Source organism: Paenibacillus sp. FSL E2-0190 (genome assembly GCF_037992965.1).
In the GTDB taxonomy this organism is placed as follows: domain Bacteria; phylum Bacillota; class Bacilli; order Paenibacillales; family Paenibacillaceae; genus Paenibacillus_AQ; species Paenibacillus_AQ odorifer.
Map to the genome: position 1 here is coordinate 514,720 of NZ_CP150306.1, position 17,224 is coordinate 531,943.

Sequence of the window (17,224 nt, forward strand, 5' to 3'; positions counted from 1 at the left end):
TTAGAGCATTTTGAAACGTTCCAACTGTTCCCATAATCCTTCCTTCCGAAGGATTTCTGCTTGTTTGGGTCCCAAAAGGTCAAAGTGGGGGAATGGCGAACGATTATGAATATATTTAGCCGGCAGTCCATTTTCCTCACACCAATATGTTAGTCTGGTCAGGTCACTACAGCCGACCTTGGTGACAGTAGTCATGCCGGGAAAACGCGGGTCTAGCCAGTAATGGGTTAAGAAAGCGATCTCTCCTGCGGAGACAGCCTTTTTCCAGCGGGTTAATTCTTCTCTGTTGATGCCGAAGGCCATTACGTCTCCTCCTTATGTAGTATAGTTGACAACATTATAACCCATTGAAAGGGGATTACATCATGAACGGACAGGTAAGAGCCGATATTCGTCCTGGGCTTGAAGTGGATATTGTGCTTAAGCAGGATCAGCCGACGGGTAAGCTAACACATGGAACGGTAAAGGATATTCTCACGAACTCACCTCGACATCCGCATGGCATCAAGGTGCGTTTAACCAGTGGACAGGTAGGACGAGTTAAGAATATTGTTGCTAACTAACAACAATAAACTTTACCTTTGATTTTTATAAAAAAGCGCCCCTAATCAACAGAGATTGGGGCGCTTTTCTTTTTTATCTGCTCATAAAATCCTCAACGGACTGATCGGCTTTGGTCTGATTACATAACGTACAAGCGCAAACGCAATTATCCGGAGTAGTATGGCCACCTTTAGCACGGGGGAGCAAGTGATCTATAGTGTCTCCATAGGAGCCACAGAAGTAGCAAGTATAGTTGTCTCTGGTCAATATATAAGCACGGAAATCCTTATTGCTGTAAATCCGGCGGATGGTTCGGCGATTCACTACGATAGCGGCATGTTCTCTGACTAGAGTAACTGCAAGCTCGTAGTCAATTTCCTGATGCCAGCGCCGTCCTTTATCACTGTGGCCACGCATTAGAATTTTCCCTTTGGCAGAGGGAATCAATTGCGTTGGATCTTCGGGACTCAGTTTCGCGCCTTGAGAATGAGAATGTTTCCTTCGTTGTTCCAAGCCCCGTATGCGCTGATTTGGGTTGGATTGCGGTGAAGAAGCAACCGTGGAAGAAGGCTTTCCTTGTTTGGAGCGTTCCTTGACAGCCAAAGAAGGGGATTGAATGGTATCAGGTTGTACTGGAATGGGACCTGCTGCAAGAGTGAGATCTATGTTTTGTCGTTGTTTGCGGCACTCCCGACAAGCGCCACGGCGAGACTGACCTTTGGAGCGTTTGCCGGTACGTTTACGAAATTCAGAGAGCGGCTTCTGTTGCTGGCAATAGGTACATTGTTTGGTGGATAAAAGATGGGTATCGTTCATAGATATGTTAGGTTCAGCGCAACTTAGCGCCCGTCCTGTCTCCTTGTTTTTTAGGATCCAATGTATTTTATTTATTAGATTCAGTCGGCAGGGTTAACATTTCGTTCTAATCTTAGTATAGCGTAAAATACAATCGTTCACATCGCACTCAAAAAAAGCTTAAATACGGCTTTTTGTGTGATATCTGTCTTGGTGACATTCAGGAAAAACATGTAAAATCGAAAAGAGCTGTAAGGAATGCTCTACTTTTTAAACATGGGAAGGGGTACTGAAATGAAGCCAACCAAAAGAAGGCCGTTTACGGTAACATTGCTTTATATTTTTCATATATTTTTGGGGGTTGGAGCGTTAGCAGGAGGCGGGTCAATGGTCATAGATCCTAGTGGTGATCTGATACACATACCCACATCTATGCTGGAAAGATCGCCATTTTCAGATTTTTTAATTCCGGGTATTTTGCTATTCATCGTATTTGGTATCCTGCCCATGCTCGTGTTATATGGGTTGATCAAGAGACCAGAATGGCATTGGGTGAATACTTTGAATCCCTTTAAGAAATTATATAGCTTCTGGGCATTGTCCCTATATATCGGCTTTGGTCTAATTATTTGGATTATGGTACAGACGTATATGCTCGACAGTGTGGTAATCATACATCTGGTCTATATGAGTCTAGGGCTTTTGATCCAAGCTGTTACGCTGCTTCCTTCCGTGCAAAGTTACTTTTTGCTGGACGGCGGTACCGAAAGACGTTAAAATTGCAGTGAACAGAAGGTATTTCATTAGTCTGGGCAAGGAGTGAACCGGATTGACAACTATATACGATATTGCCAAAAGAACCGGTTACTCTCCTACAACGGTATCCAAGGCGTTTAATAATTATTCCGATGTACGGGAGAAGACTCGCCAGGAAATTTTCCGGGTTGCCCAAGAAATGGGATATTTGCCGAATTCCCATGCCCGTACACTGACTACTAAGAAATCATGGACCATCGGTGTATTATTTGTAGAGAATACGGGATTTGGTATTCGCCATCCCTTTTTTAGCGCTGTGATTGAGAGCTTTAAGAAGGTTGCTGTGGATAAGGGGTATGCCCTCATGTTTATTTCCAAGGATGTTGGGGGTAAACAAAGCGGGTATTTGGAGAATTGCCGAATCCGTGGTGTAGATGGTGTTGTCGTTTTCTTGTCTGATTACGAGGACCCCTATTTCCGTGAGCTGCTAGAGAGTGATATTCCTACTGTGATTCTGGATTTTGAGACTACGCAGTCGCATACGGTATGTTCGGATAATACGGCTGGAGCTCAGCTTGCGATAGAGTATTTAGTTTCTTTGGGTCATCGCAAGATTGCTCATATTTCCGGGGGGATGAACACTTTTCCCGGTAAAACTCGGGAGTTAGGGTATAAGAACGCTATGAAGCAGCAGGGGCTTGAAGTGCCGGAGTCCTATGTTGTGAATGGAGCTTTTTATTCTCGTGAAAGTGGTTATAACGCGATGCTGGAGCTTCTTAAGCTACCTGATCGGCCAACCGCTGTTTTTGCTTCGGGTGACATGTTAGCTTTAGGGGCTATTATGGCGGCAAAAGATAGTGGACTTTCCGTACCGCGGGACCTTTCAGTTGTGGGTTACGATGATATTGATCTAGCTGAGTATGTTACACCTGCATTGACAACCATTCGTCAGGATACGGCACTTTTAGGAAGCCGGGCAGCGGACATTCTTTTAGCATCGATTGAAGGGAAACAGTTGGATAAGGAAGCGGTTTTAGTTCCGGTAGAAGTGATCGAACGGGAATCCTGTGCACCTCCGGCTAGCGGGGATTAGGGCTGTATCAAATTCCATAACTACAGAGAGCGGGCTGCTATCCACAGGATAAATCTTGACGTAGAGAAAAGAGTCCTGATAAAGTAGAGGACATCATAGCTTGAATTTTTTCTATGCGGTATTTGCTACAGCGTATTCAGAGGAATAGGGCTATAATGGGCATATTGTTATGCCGCTTTTTACCTGCTCTCGTTAGATCATTTTTTTTCGTTATAATCGAAACCGGTTTCGATTATAGGTTTCGAATTGAGATGAAATCAAAATTTACCGAGGGCTTCCTTGAATTTTCTCAAACGTTTCAGTGGCCCATCGCTCCGAACCCTAACATCGGATGGTGATCCAGTAAAGGCAGTGCTTGTTGTTAGTAACAAAACAATTAGAGGAGATGGATGAAATGGCAAAAGTTCAAACTGTAGTAACTGCAAAAGATACAGGGGAACGCTTAACTCCGAAAGAGGCAATTGTTTTTAGCACAAGAGTAGATTCTGGATCTGCCGATGTAGAGCTTAGGCCAGAGCAGGAGTTCCAAAAGATGATCGGATTTGGCGGCGCTTTCACAGAAGCTGCGGCCTATACGTTGTCACGGCTCAGTCCTGAGAACCGGGCAGAGGTTATTCACCGCTATTTTCATCCGGTAGAGGGATTAGGCTATAACATGGGTCGTGTTCATATCCATAGCTGTGACTTTGCTCTTGGAAATTATACTTATGTCGCTGATCATGATACGGAGCTGGCTACCTTTGATATCTCTCATGATCATAAGTGGGTGCTTCCGCTGATTAAGGATGCAATGCAGGTAAAAGGCGGACCGTTCACGATGTTGGCGTCTCCTTGGAGCCCTCCGGCATGGATGAAAACAAATGGTGAAATGAATAATGGAGGATCACTCAAGCCAGAATACGCTGAAGTTTGGGCACGCTATTATACCAAATTTATCGAAGCTTATGGGAAGGAAGGCGTACCTATTTGGGCGGTTTCCGTGCAAAATGAGCCGGCTGCTGTTCAAGTCTGGGATTCTTGCATTTATAGTGCGGAAGAGGAACGCGATTTTGTTAAAAATCATCTCGGTCCAGTGATGCAGCAGGCAGGCCATTCCGATGTGAACATTGTCATCTGGGATCATAACCGCGATATTATGGTCGAACGTGCTTCGGTCGTGTTGTCTGATCCTGAAGCTGCACAATATGTGTGGGGTACAGGCATCCACTGGTATGGTGGTGAGGAGTTCGACAAGGTAGAAAAGGTACATGATCTATTTCCTGACAAACATCTATTGTTCACTGAGGGCTGTCAAGAGGGCGGCGTCAAGCTTGGCGAATGGTTTACAGGTGAACGTTACGGCAGAAATATGATTGGGGATCTCAATGCATGGACAGAAGGGTACCTGGACTGGAACCTGGTACTGGATGAGACCGGCGGGCCCAATCATGTAGGGAATCTCTGTGATGCCCCAATTATTGCAGATACAACAACAGACGAATTGCACTATAACAGCTCTTATTATTATATCGGGCATTTCAGTAAATTTATCGCGCCAGGTGCGGTACGGATTGGCTTTACTTCTGAAGCGGAAGGAATCCTATCCACAGCATTCCGTAATCCGGACGGCAGCATTGCTGTCATATTGATGAATGAGAGCGAAGAAGTTCGCACAGTAACCCTGGGGCTTGGCGAAGAGATTGCCAACTGCGAGCTATCCCCTCATTCTATCGTAACGCATCTGATTTCATAAATAAGTAACAGTTTAGGAGGACATTAACGTGAGTAATTATTATTTCCAATCAGGTAACTTTGTAATGGAGCAGTTTGATACAGGAAAGCCTTTCTCTAGTTTCCTGCCAGGTCTTGCAGGTCTTAAGGGAATTCCAATGTGGACTTTTTATGTAAACCGGGGGCAAGCGATTTGCAGCTTTGGGGTACGCGACAAGAACTCGCCAATCATGGAATTCTCTCCAGCAAATATCTCTTATAAAGACGTAGGAACCACCGGATTCCGAACCTTTATTAAAATAAAAGGCGAGCAAGAGATTTATGAGCCATTTCAATCGGCACGTCCAGATCCTGCCGCCAAGCGGATCATGACCATTTTGCCTAACGGACTGACCCTTGAAGAAAGCCATGCCGGGCATGGGCTGAAGACGACTGTACACTATTTCAATCTGCCTAATGACGATTATGCCGCGTTGGTACGTCGGGTGGAAATTGAGAATATCGGTGGCAAAGAGATTGAGCTGGAGCTGATGGATGGTCTGCCTGAGATTTTGCCTTACGGAGTAGAAAACAGCGGCTACAAGGAGATTGGTAACCTGCTGCGCAGCTGGATGGACGTATACAATCTGGAGAACGGTATTCCGTTCTATAAGCTGCGTTCCAGCACCAATGATAGTGCACAGGTTAGCGAAATCACAAATGGACATTTCTATCTGTCGTTTACTGGAGATGGAGAAAAAGTCGCACCAATCGTTGATTTCGAACTTATTTTCGGCGGCAATACCTCTCTTACTTACCCAGACCGCTTTGCGGGATTAACGCTTTCAGAGCTGAGTGAGCTTCCACAATATCCAGTCAATAAGGTTCCTTGCGGCTTCAGTGGTGTGGCTAGACGTTTGGCACCCGGCAGCAGCTTGACCCTGAATACTTTGGTTGGGCATGTAAATGACATCGACAAAATCAATAAAAAGGCGGAGCAGTTATGCCGGGATGAATATATCCTGTCCAAATCCAAGGAAGCCGCAGGTCTGACAGAGGAATTAACAGAAGACATTGCCACGCACACTTCATCGGCTGTGTTTGATGCTTATTGCCGTCAGTCCTATCTCGATAACTTCCTGCGCGGAGGCTATCCTTTTATTTTTGACAATGGCGGAGATGGCTTTGTAGTTCATTTATATTCCCGCAAGCATGGCGATTTGGAGCGCGACTATAACTTCTTCTCACTTGCCCCAGAATATTATTCACAGGGGAACGGTAACTTCCGTGACATGAATCAGAACCGCCGGAACGATGTGTTTTTTAATCCGAAGGTGGGCAGCTTCAACATCAAAATGTTCTATAGCTTGATTCAAGCAGATGGCTACAATCCACTAAGTGTTCAAGGAACAACCTTTGAAGTGAAGCCAGACAGCAAAGCGAAGGCTGCGGAATGGATCGGAGAAGCGGCTGCGGATCATCAAGCTGAGCTTGTTAAGCTATGCAACAGCCGGTTCACCCCAGGCAGCCTGATCAATTACATTGCGGATCAAAACGTTACGCTGAAGGTTAGTGAGCAGGAGTTTCTGTCGGGTCTGCTGGCTCTTTCACAGCAAAACATTGAGGCTGCTTTTGGCGAAGGCTTCTGGTCTGATCACTGGACATATAATTTGGATCTCGTAGTAGGTTATTTGGACATTTTCCCTGACAAGAAGCAGGAGCTTTTATTTGGGGATAGTACTTATGCGTTCTATGACAGCCCAGCATATGTGCTGCCCCGTAGTGAGAAGTATGTAATTAGTGACGGAAAAGCCCGGCAATATGGCGCCCTCCTTGAGGATGAGGAGAAGCTGCATAAGCTGAAATGGAAAGCTGGAGATACCCATTGGCTGCGTACCAAAGGTGGGCAAGGTGCTATTTACCACACCAATCTGTTCGTGAAGATGTTGTCTCTTGCTTTGAATAAATTTGCTACGCTTGACCCTTACGGCATGGGTGTGGAGATGGAAGGCAACAAGCCGGGCTGGAACGATGCTATGAACGGTCTGCCGGGATTGTTTGGCTCCGGAATGAGTGAGACTTTTGAGCTGAAGCGTACTGTAGTCTTTTTGCTGGATGTGCTGAACGGTGCTGAGAATGTACAGGGAGCTGTAAAGCTGCCAGAAGAAATCGCGGAGCTGCTTGAAGCGGTATATCACGCGGTAACTGCTGTCCTAGCAGGAGAAGTGGAACAATTCAACTATTGGGATACAGTAGCTTCAGCCCGTGAAGCTTATAGAGCAAGTATCCGGTTTGGCATTACGGGTGCTGAAACTGAAGTAACCTTGGAACACATCCGCGAAGCCCTTTCCAAGTTCCTGGTTAAAATTGATGAGGGGATCAACAAGGCGGTAGAAATGGGCAATGGACTTACCCCAACCTATTTCCGTTTTGAAGCGGAGAAATTCCATCAGGTAACAGATGCTGAGGGTCAGCCAGTCATTAGCGGATACGGATTGCCAAAGGCTGTGGTAGAGGAGTTTAAGGCTTATGCCTTGCCTTATTTCCTTGAAGGACCTACCCGCTGGTTGAAGACGATGAAGAACCCGGTGCAGGCAAAAAAAATCTATAATCTGATTAAGCAAACAGAGCTGTATGATCAGGCAACATCTATGTATCAGACCTCTGTTAGTCTAGAAGGTGAATCGCATGAAATCGGACGGATGAGAGCCTTCACACCAGGCTGGCTAGAACGGGAGTCTAACTTCCTGCACATGTCCTATAAGTATTTGCTTGAGCTGCTGAAGGGCGGGCTGTATGAGGAATTCTACGGCGAGCTGAAGACGTCGCTGGTGCCATTCCTTGATCCTGCTGTTTATGGACGCAGTACACTAGAGAATTCATCATTTATCGCAACTGGAGGCAATCCTGATCCCAATAACCATGGTAGAGGGTTCGTAGCGAGACTTAGTGGATCGACCGCGGAATTCTTAAGCATGTGGAGAACAATGATGGCTGGAAGCCATGTTTTCAGAATGGAGGATGGAGCGCTTACGCTGTCTCTCGATCCGGTATTGCCAGGATGGCTGTTTGATGAAGAGGGCAAACTGTCTTTCACTTTCCTAGGGAATACGGAGGTAATCTATTCTAACCCAAAACGTGAAAATACCTTTGGCGAGAAGAAGGTCAGCATTCAATCTTTGATGCTTGTATACCGTAATGGAACTGTGACTAAAATATCTGGAGCGTTCGTGCGCGGTGAAGAGGCAGAGGCTCTGCGGCGTGGAGAAATTGCACAAATTCAAGCAGTATTAGCATAAAAATAGAGGGGCGAGCTGCGGCTCGCCCTTAAATTTTCACTCAATCCGAAAAATGGTACCTATAATCCGAAATTCAAAGCCTTACGGAGACAGGCAAAAGCAAATACAATGGATACATAAACATTGTAAGCGCTTTAGATTAAATACAGATATAGAGCCTGGAGGTCCAAAGGATGGAGAACAAAAAAAGCATGGAAGTAAGCTCAGCGATGAAGCCGTTAATTCCTGGCAATTTCGAAACCGGTAAAGTAAATCGGAGCCCGCTTTGGAAAAGGTTCATTGCCCAGCGTCATTTGCAGACAATGGCTCTACTCGGCATTGCGTGGATGATAATCTTTAACTACATTCCCATGTATGGAATTATCATTGCTTTTAAAGATTACAACATCGTTAAAACGATTGCAGAAGCCCCATGGGTGGGACTTACACATTTCAAAGAGTTCATGGATGATGACAATCTCTCGAATGTAATTAAAAATACGCTCGGCATCAGCTTGTTTAAGCTAATTATCGGATTTCCATTGCCAATAATATTTGCTCTATTTCTGAATGAAGTTCGTTCAATGAAATTCAAGAAGACCATACAGACGATTTCGTATTTGCCCCACTTTCTCTCATGGGTGGTACTCGGAGGGATTTTGGCTACATGGCTTGCTGATGTAGGAATTATCAATAACATTTTGCTAGCGCTTCATCTGATTGATCAGCCAATTACATACTTGGCTGAGCCTGGTTACTTCTGGACAATTATTATCTCCTCTGATATCTGGAAAGAACTTGGATGGTCAGCGATTATCTATTTAGCAGCAATTTCCGGTGTATCTCCTGAAATGTACGAGGCGGCGACAATCGACGGCGCGGGCAGATTTCAGAAGATGTGGTATGTTACCTTGCCGGCGATTAAATCGACAATCAGCATTCTCTTCATTCTCGCGGTCAGCGGAGTGCTGAACTCCAACTTTGATCAGATTCTGGTCCTGCGCAACTCACTGAATGATAGTGCAAGTAATGTAATTGATTACTATGTGTACTATACAGGGATTCTCTCAGGCCGCTTCTCTTACTCAACTGCAGTTGGATTGTTAAAATCGGTTATCGCTCTAATATTGCTGCTGATTGCCAACCAAGTATCTAAAAAAATCAACGATACATCGTTGTTCTAGGATAAGGAGGACCATATATGTTTGCACTTAAGCGTAAAACCAAGGGCGAGGCCCTGTTCGATATCATCAATAACCTCATCATGTTATGTATCTGCTTCATAACGCTTTACCCGATCTGGTACGTATTGGTTAACGCCTTCAATAACGGTAATGACGCCATGCGGGGAGGAATCTACTGGTGGCCGCGGATGTTCAGCTTTGAGAATTTCGAGGCCGTGTTTGCCAGCCCCGGCATCATGCAGGCGATGTGGGTTACTGTCGCCAAAACACTTTTGGGTACTGTACTGCATGTATTTTTCACAGCGATGGTAGCTTATGCATTCTCCAGAAAAAACCTCATTGGCGGTAAGTTCTACATGCTGATGGGTACAGTGACTCTCTTTTTTGGCGGGGGACTCATTCCTACCTTCCTGCTGATGAAGGACCTTCACCTATTGGAGAATTTCCTAGTCTATATTATTCCGGTTATGTTTAGCTTCTTTGATCTTATTATCTTCATGACCTTCTTCCGGGAGATTCCCGATGGGCTGGAAGAAGCGGCACGGATTGACGGTGCTAATGATTGGTCCATCTTTCTAAGAATCGTACTTCCAGTATCCATGCCTGTAATTGCTACCATTGCGCTGTTCCATGGCGTGTATCAGTGGAATGATTACTTCACGGGTATGATCTATATCAATAATACTGATCTGCAGCCGATTCAGACGTATTTGTTCCGGGTCGTCGCACAATCGAGCTCTAGTCAAATGATGGTCGCTGTACAAGGCAGCAGCGTTACGAGAAGCGTAACGTCACAGTCCATTAAGCTGGCGACGATGGTAGTGACCACACTGCCGATAGTATTCGTGTATCCGTTCCTGCAGCGTTATTTCGTTAAAGGGATGATGATCGGCTCCATTAAGGGCTGATGTCTAGCAGTGATAACTCCTCCGGTTGCCTACAGCTGTAGGCACTGGGGTTGAGCTTATAATTAACATTCATAGAAAAGGGGTAAACAAGCATGGGCATGAAACGTAAGCCAAAAGCAATGGGAGTTCTGCTTCTCGCAATAATGATGTCATTGTCAGCCGCAGGCTGCTCCAGCGGGAATAATGCTGGCAAGAATGCCGAAGGTAATGCTAACAGCGCTAAAGCTACTAATACGGAGGCAAGTGCTGAACCGACTGCTGCTGCATTATCAGCAGATGAACCGGGATGGAAGATTGATACTTCACCCATTACATTTGACTGGTACCTGAACTTCTCATGGTTCCCTAATAAATGGGGCGTGGACCCAACCTCCCAATATGTAACTAAGAAGACCGGAGTTGATATTAATTTCATCGTTCCGGCTGGTAACGAGAATGAGAAGCTTAACACGCTGATTGCATCCGGTAAATTGCCTGATTTCATCACTTTGGGCTTCTGGGAAGATGCGATTAAGAAAATGGTCGAAGGTGAACTTGTTCTTCCATTGAACAAACTTGCTGATGAATATGATCCGTACTTCTTTAAAGTATCCGATGCTGATAAGCTGGGCTGGTATACACAAGAAGACGGCAATGTGTATGGCTATCCTAACTCTTCTTCCTCTCCTGCCGACTATGAGAAATATGGAGAAAATTACGTATCCAACCAAGTATTCGCTGTCCGCAAGGATATGTATGAAGCTATTGGAAGTCCAGATATGCGCACACCAGAAGGTTTCTTGAATGCGCTTAAATTAGCGAAAGAGAAATTCCCTGACGTAAATGGACAGCCGCTTATTCCACTTGGTTTGCATGAATTTACCGAGAACGGTAACGATTCTTTGGAAGGTTACCTGCAGAACTTCTTGGCAATCCCAAGAGAAAAAGATGGCAAGGTATATGCTCGTGAAACCGATCCTGAATATATCCGCTGGATGAAGGCACTTCGTCAAGCGAATCAAGACGGTCTGCTGGCTAAAGATATCTTTATCGACAAACGCCCACAAATGGAAGAAAAAATTGCCCAAGGCCGTTATTTCGCAATGCTGTATCAACGTACAGACTTTGCAGCACAACTAGGAACGATTTACCAACAGGATCCAACTAAAACGTATATCGCTGTTGACGGACCTTCCAATACGAACTTGGATAAACCAACCCTTGATGGCCCTGGTATCTCCGGTTGGACGGTAACACTGATCTCCAAAGATGTTAAGGATAAAGCACGTGCTATCCGCTTCCTCAGCTACTTGAACAGTGAAGAAGGCAACAAAGACTTGTTCTTAGGCGAAAAAGGTGTCAGCTACGATACGATTGATGGAAAAGATCAATTTAAACCAGAAGTGTTTGATTTGATGAATAAAGACCGTTCGACGTTTGATAAGCAAATCGGATCTTCCTTTACATTCTGGATGCTGCAAAATACGAATATCACAGACCAATGGGCTCCTAAATCGGTAGAACCATTTAAGCAATTGGAAGATTGGACTAGAGGTAAATCCATAGGCTCCTCCGAGTTCCAACAAATCGAACCAACAGGAAACTCTCCTGAAGGCATCATCGCTTCGAAGCTGAAACAGCTGCGCGGTAAAACTATGCCGAAATTGCTCATGGCTTCCTCCGATGCGGAATTCGATAAGATTTGGAATGAGTATTTAGAGAAGAGAAAGAAGGAAGGCGAAGATGTATTTGATGCCTACCAACAAAAGAAATATGAAGAGAATAAAGTGAAGCTGTCCATAAAATAAAAAGTATGACCCAAAATGCCCGCTAACTGCGGGCTTTTGGGTTATTTTCGAATTATAATAAGGAATAGATATTAAGTATTTGAATATTCACTATTTTAGCGAGGTGGACAGGACAGAAGTGTATAAAGTGAATAGGCGAGATCGAACCAGAGCATTATGGCATTCTTTTAGTTATTGGTGGGGGCGAAGATCACTTCAGAGCCGTTTAATTGCAGCTTATGTTTTTATTGTTTTAGGCCCGTGTATGCTGGTTTCTGTCTACTCCTATAAAGCCATTAATAATACCTATCTCCGCGATGCCGTCGAGAAAAATGATTATTTGTCGCAAATGGAGAAGCTGCATATTCATAATCAGATCGAAGCGATGGAACGGGCGGCGCAAATGGCTTATTCTGATGCCGAAGTAGAAAAATTCTTAGCGAATGAAACCGAACCGCAGCTAGTAGATTTGGTTGATTTTAATACAAATGCTTATGTGAATATGACTCGTATTCAATTTAATAATCCGAATATTGAGCATTTAAGACTGTATTCGAGAAGTAATAAGGTGCATGAAATTTGGCCGATTATCTTTCGCGAAGAGCGGGTTTCTTCCACCCCATGGTTTCAGAAAGCGCTTCAATTGAAGGGGCAGGAATACTGGTCTTTTCAGAAAAATGATCCGGATTTGATGCAGAGATACTTGGGAGCACCGACGGAGAGTCTGCCAAAGGTTTCTTTGCTGCGTGAGAAGAGTCGGCCAGCAGACAATCATATCGGCATGGTGCAGGTGGATATGCTGCTTAGTCGATTTACACCCAAGACGTATACAGATGTACGGGATAATCAGACCCAGATGTTTCTTGTGGATAGTGAGCTGCAGCTTTTCACCAGGCCGGACAATTCTTTTTTGCAGGATAATCTAGAGATGGCTGATATGATTGCAGAACGGTATAAGCAGTTCCGGGAAACTAGCGAATGGGACAGTAATTACTCGGAGAATGGTAAATCGTTTTTGTTAATTAACACTCCGCTAGAACGAATTGATGCTTATTTGTTAAATGTAGTGTCAATGGAAGGAGTGATGAAGGATATCTCCCGCACGCGCAACTTAATCATTGGAGCCAATGTTGGTTTTATTACTTTACTAACGCTGATCGCTTATGTGACAAATGCCTTTATTCTAAAAAATCTGCGTAGATTGACCGAAACGATGAAAAAAGTGCGTAGAGGTGAAGCGTACACTGGAATAATGATTCGTGGTGGAGGGGAAGTCGGGGAGCTTGCCCATCATTTCTCCAAGCTGATGAACACCATCAATACGTTGGTGGCTCAGGCAGTGAGCAAGCAGGCGTTGTCTAAAGAGGCTGAGCTGCGTACGCTGCATAACCAGATTGACGCACATTTTTTGTATAATACGCTGGAAAATATAAAAATGCTGGCTGAAATTGAGAACCAGCGAACGATCTCGGACGCACTGACCTCGCTGGGTGGGATGATGCGCTATAATTTTAAATGGTCCGGAGAGTATGTGAAGCTGCGGGATGAAGTCCGCCACATTGAAAATTACATTGAAGTGATGAATATTCGTTTTGAATATCCGGTTAAGTTAGTGCTTCATATTGAACCTCGATATTTGGAGCTGGAGGTGCTGAAAATGTCACTGCAGCCTATTGTAGAGAACAGTGTTAAGCATGCTTGGTGCGACGAGAAAGAGAATTTACAGGACCCGAACATTCATATTCATATTTCGGAAACGGAAGGTGATATTTGCATAGAGCTTCGTGATAATGGCATCGGCTTAACTCCAGAGCGTTTGGTTGCTTTGAACGAGGCGATTTATGCGAAAGATGAGCGCTGTGAGAGTGCTTCAGAACAGAGGGATGTTGACCGCCGAACAGGTGGTATTGGACTGAGAAATGTACATCAGCGACTGCAAATCTTTTATGGTGATGAATATGGGCTTGTAGTACAGAGTGAAGCAGGGAGTTGGACGATGGTACGTCTGACCTTGCCGAAAGTTCTTTTGACAGGAGAAAAACAACTATGAAGAAGCTACTGATCATTGATGATGAAAAGAATATCCGTTACGGTCTCAAGACTATGATAGAAAGAGAATTTCCGTCCGTGTATACCATCACAATGGCGAGTAATGGCGCAGAGGGTTTCGAGATATTTAAGACCGAAGGTGCAGATATTATTATTACAGATATACGTATGCCAGTGATGGATGGAATTACACTGTTGGAGCAGATATCTAAGCTAACAAGTGGTGAGAAAAGCCCAGCAGTGCTGATCTTAAGCGGGTATGATGATTTCGAATATGCCAAAAGCGCGATTCGTTATCGCGTGAAGGATTACTTGCTGAAGCCGATTCGCCGAGATGAGTTGTTCGAAATTTTGAAGAATATCGATAAGGAACAGGAAGAACAGGATCTCAGCGCAAGGCAGCTGGAACAGGAAACGGAACACTTCCGCAGGGAACTGCGGTCCAGTCGTTTACGGGGACTGCTAATGCAGCAGGAGGTTCCGCTGGAGCGTGAGCAGCAAGAGTGGCTAAGTGATCTGCAAGCACCTTTTACAGTTGGTGTGTTGAATTACTATTACAATGACGGAACAAGAATGAAGTCGGGGGATGTTCAGGGACTGGCGGAACGATTGATCGGACCGCTTGAAAAGTTTTTCTCGGAAATCACAACGGATTGGGATGGCAAATTAGTCTTGATCGGGAGCAGAAAACAGGATTTTATAGAGCTGTCCAGACAAGCTGAAGCTAAGGAAATAAAGGGATTATCGATTGGGATTAGCAGCGAAGGAGAAAGTCTTGAGGACCTCCGTTCCTGTTATAAGGAAGCATGCCGGGCACTGCAATATACTTTTTTATATCCGCAAGTGAGTTTGTTGGATTATGGGGATGTTGGTCAGGGACGGTCTAACTTTCCGTTACCTAAGGAAGAGCTTCGCAAGCTGCTCAATATGCTGGGAACAGAACGCGAGAAGGAGATGAAGCATCTTCTATCTGTGATTTTTCAAACTGAGCATTTGAAGGAACTGGACCTAGCTTATCTGGAGTCCGTGGGACAGAATGTAAACGAACTGGTGTTGGATGAAGTATTTCGGGTACATGGCGAAGCCTCGGTAGAGGTATTGAAGCTGTATCGCACGGTAGGCAATATGTACAACTATCGTCATTTCCACGAATATTATCGTGCGCTGGAGAACTTACTCTTGAGTGTGAATGAATACATTGTAGGCGTAAGGTCCGCGCATACCGAGCATGCGGATATGGAAGAGGCACTGAGCTATATTGAAGCCAACTACGCCCGTCCACTGAATATGGCTATGGTCAGCAATCATGTATCCTTGAATTATTCTTATTTTAGCGAAGCCTTTAAGGCATATACCGGTGAGAATTTTGTTATTTATTTAAAAAAGGTCCGTATCCGTCACGCTAAAGAGCTATTGGCAAAAGGCTGCAGTAAGCTCGCAACAGTCTCAGAAGAGGTAGGCTTCGAGAACAGTAAACAATTTGCCCGTGTTTTTAAAGAGCTGGAGGGAATTTCTCCAGGTGATTATAGAGCGAAAATAGTATCCGAAGAGTGTTGAGGCTATTGAAGGTGCATTTAGAAGCGGCCCTCCTATATAATGGATTTGAGAAGATTCATTGGAGGAATGAAGGGTGGAAGAAATACAAGGCAATTTGATTACGGTTCAGACATTAGCAGCGGATTTTCGTCGACTGGGCGTTAAGGCGGGCATGACGATTTTATTGCATTCTTCTTTTAAATCGTTAGGCCAATGGGTAGCCGGGGGCCCGGTCGCTGTTATTTTGGCATTGGAGGAGGTCCTCGGAGAATCTGGCACGCTGGTAATGCCCACTCATTCCAGTGACCTGACTGATCCCGCAGGCTGGAGCAACCCACCGGTGCCGGAGGCGTGGTGGCAGAGTATCCGCGAGCAGATGCCGGCTTATGATCCAGACCTGACCCAGCTTAGAGGAATGGGGGTTATTCCGGACTGCTTCCGTAAACAAAAAGGAGTAAAACGCAGTGACCATCCGATTCATTCGTTTGCCGCTTGGGGCAAGCATAGAGACGAAATTATGTATGGTCATTCGCTTGAAATGGGTCTGGGGGAAGATTCTCCGCTGGCTCGGATTTACGATTTGGGCGGACATGTACTGTTGCTGGGTGTTGGCAATCTTAATAATACTTCTCTGCATCTTGCCGAATGCCGCGCATCTTATGCTGGCAAGAAGGAAACCCTTGGCGGGGCGCCCATTATGGTGGATGGAGTTAGGCAGTGGGTGGAATTTAAGGAGCTGGATTGGGATTCTGACGATTTCGTTCAGCTGGCAGATCAGTTTGGACAAGAGACGGGACTTATTACATATGGACAGGTTGCTTCCGCAACCGCTCAATTGATTCCGCAACGGGAAATCGTAGATTATGCAGTGAACTGGATGGAACAGAACAGGAAGTAAAACCTCATTGGATAGGGGAAACGGAAGGAGAAGCTGGCATGAGTACAACAACGATATTTTTAACCCGGCATGGTCAAACGGAATGGAACGTGCAGCATCGGATGCAGGGACATATGGATTCTGAACTGACGGCTCTTGGTGTGCAACAGGCAGAATGGCTGAGCCGGGGAATGCGCACTGAACAGCTGGATGTCATCTATGCAAGCCCCAGCCCAAGGGCGCTGCGCACAGCTGAAATTATTCGAGGAGAGCGGAGTACTCCGCTTAAGACCTCTGAGGCGTTCAAAGAGATTGGCATGGGGGTATGGGAAGGCCGTGATTCTACTGAGCTGGAGAGCGAGTATTCGGAGCAGCATCGCAATTTCTGGCAAGACCCTGAGCAGTTTAAAGTGGAGGGTAGTGAGACCTTTGCAGAGGTGCAGGCACGGGCGCTGGGCAAGCTTCAGGAAATTCTCATTGCCCATCAGGGTGAGACCATTCTTATCGTCACACATACAGTAGTGATTAAGCTGTTAATGGCCTATTTTGAGGGCAGAGCGTTGCCTAAGCTCTGGGATCTGCCTTACATTTATCCGACCTGCTTATGCAGGGTTGATTTTACGGATGGTGTGCCGGAAATCCTGCTGCATGGGGATACGAGCCATTACGAAGAGAGTGAAGCTGGGATGGAATCATAACACTTCCTACAGATCAGATTGGGTTTATAAAAAAAGGCGGTTCCTCGGGTGC

At 45.3% G+C, this 17,224-nt stretch carries 14 protein-coding genes; 12 read left to right on the forward strand and 2 right to left on the reverse strand.

Going from position 1 to position 17,224, the window contains the following annotated elements; genetic code table 11:
- Positions 1-303, reverse strand: coding sequence for a hypothetical protein (locus NST25_RS02280; RefSeq protein WP_076124555.1), 303 nt, complete (start codon positions 301-303; stop codon positions 1-3).
- Positions 304-365: 62 nt separating this feature from the next.
- Here NST25_RS02280 and NST25_RS02285 point away from each other — a divergent pair, with 62 nt between their 5' ends.
- Positions 366-563: a YwbE family protein gene (locus NST25_RS02285; protein ID WP_036682616.1), complete on the forward strand. Its 198-nt coding sequence runs from the start codon at positions 366-368 to the stop codon at positions 561-563.
- Between the two features lie 73 nt (positions 564-636).
- On the opposite strand, the gene NST25_RS02290 is transcribed toward NST25_RS02285, so the two are convergent.
- Positions 637-1,359 (reverse strand): HNH endonuclease signature motif containing protein, encoded by a 723-nt coding sequence (locus tag NST25_RS02290; protein ID WP_076185211.1) that lies wholly within the window; start codon positions 1,357-1,359, stop codon positions 637-639.
- Positions 1,360-1,725: 366 nt separating this feature from the next.
- Here NST25_RS02290 and NST25_RS02295 point away from each other — a divergent pair, with 366 nt between their 5' ends.
- The 11 genes from NST25_RS02295 (at position 1,726) to NST25_RS02345 (ending at position 17,172) form a co-directional block, all read left to right on the forward strand.
- Complete coding sequence (locus NST25_RS02295; RefSeq protein WP_249267764.1) at positions 1,726-2,115, forward strand: hypothetical protein; 390 nt, start codon at positions 1,726-1,728, stop codon at positions 2,113-2,115.
- Positions 2,116-2,167: 52 nt separating this feature from the next.
- Positions 2,168-3,187: a LacI family DNA-binding transcriptional regulator gene (locus NST25_RS02300; RefSeq protein ID WP_340011848.1), complete on the forward strand. Its 1,020-nt coding sequence runs from the start codon at positions 2,168-2,170 to the stop codon at positions 3,185-3,187.
- A 394-nt stretch (positions 3,188-3,581) separates the two neighbouring features.
- Positions 3,582-4,919: a glycoside hydrolase family 30 protein gene (locus NST25_RS02305; protein WP_340011849.1), complete on the forward strand. Its 1,338-nt coding sequence runs from the start codon at positions 3,582-3,584 to the stop codon at positions 4,917-4,919.
- A gap of 28 nt (positions 4,920-4,947) precedes the next feature.
- Positions 4,948-8,175 (forward strand): cellobiose phosphorylase, encoded by a 3,228-nt coding sequence (locus NST25_RS02310; protein WP_340393257.1) that lies wholly within the window; start codon positions 4,948-4,950, stop codon positions 8,173-8,175.
- A 209-nt stretch (positions 8,176-8,384) separates the two neighbouring features.
- Positions 8,385-9,338 (forward strand): ABC transporter permease subunit, encoded by a 954-nt coding sequence (locus NST25_RS02315; protein WP_051491255.1) that lies wholly within the window; start codon positions 8,385-8,387, stop codon positions 9,336-9,338.
- Positions 9,339-9,355: 17 nt separating this feature from the next.
- A complete protein-coding gene (locus tag NST25_RS02320; RefSeq protein WP_036682603.1) occupies positions 9,356-10,246 on the forward strand; it encodes a carbohydrate ABC transporter permease in 891 nt (296 codons plus the stop codon).
- Positions 10,247-10,338: 92 nt separating this feature from the next.
- A complete protein-coding gene (locus tag NST25_RS02325) occupies positions 10,339-12,033 on the forward strand; it encodes an extracellular solute-binding protein (protein WP_036682600.1) in 1,695 nt (564 codons plus the stop codon).
- Positions 12,034-12,151: 118 nt separating this feature from the next.
- The gene (locus NST25_RS02330; RefSeq protein ID WP_340393258.1) at positions 12,152-14,062 is read left to right on the forward strand and encodes a histidine kinase; all 1,911 of its coding nucleotides are present in this window, start codon (positions 12,152-12,154) and stop codon (positions 14,060-14,062) included.
- A complete protein-coding gene (locus NST25_RS02335; RefSeq protein ID WP_076124545.1) occupies positions 14,059-15,618 on the forward strand; it encodes a response regulator in 1,560 nt (519 codons plus the stop codon). The genes NST25_RS02330 and NST25_RS02335 overlap by 4 nt, the downstream gene beginning before the upstream one ends.
- A gap of 73 nt (positions 15,619-15,691) precedes the next feature.
- On the forward strand, positions 15,692-16,495 hold the full coding sequence (locus NST25_RS02340) for an AAC(3) family N-acetyltransferase (RefSeq protein WP_036682594.1): 804 nt from the start codon (positions 15,692-15,694) through the stop codon (positions 16,493-16,495).
- Between the two features lie 38 nt (positions 16,496-16,533).
- Positions 16,534-17,172, forward strand: coding sequence for a histidine phosphatase family protein (locus tag NST25_RS02345; RefSeq protein ID WP_076124544.1), 639 nt, complete (start codon positions 16,534-16,536; stop codon positions 17,170-17,172).
- Positions 17,173-17,224 lie beyond the last annotated feature (52 nt).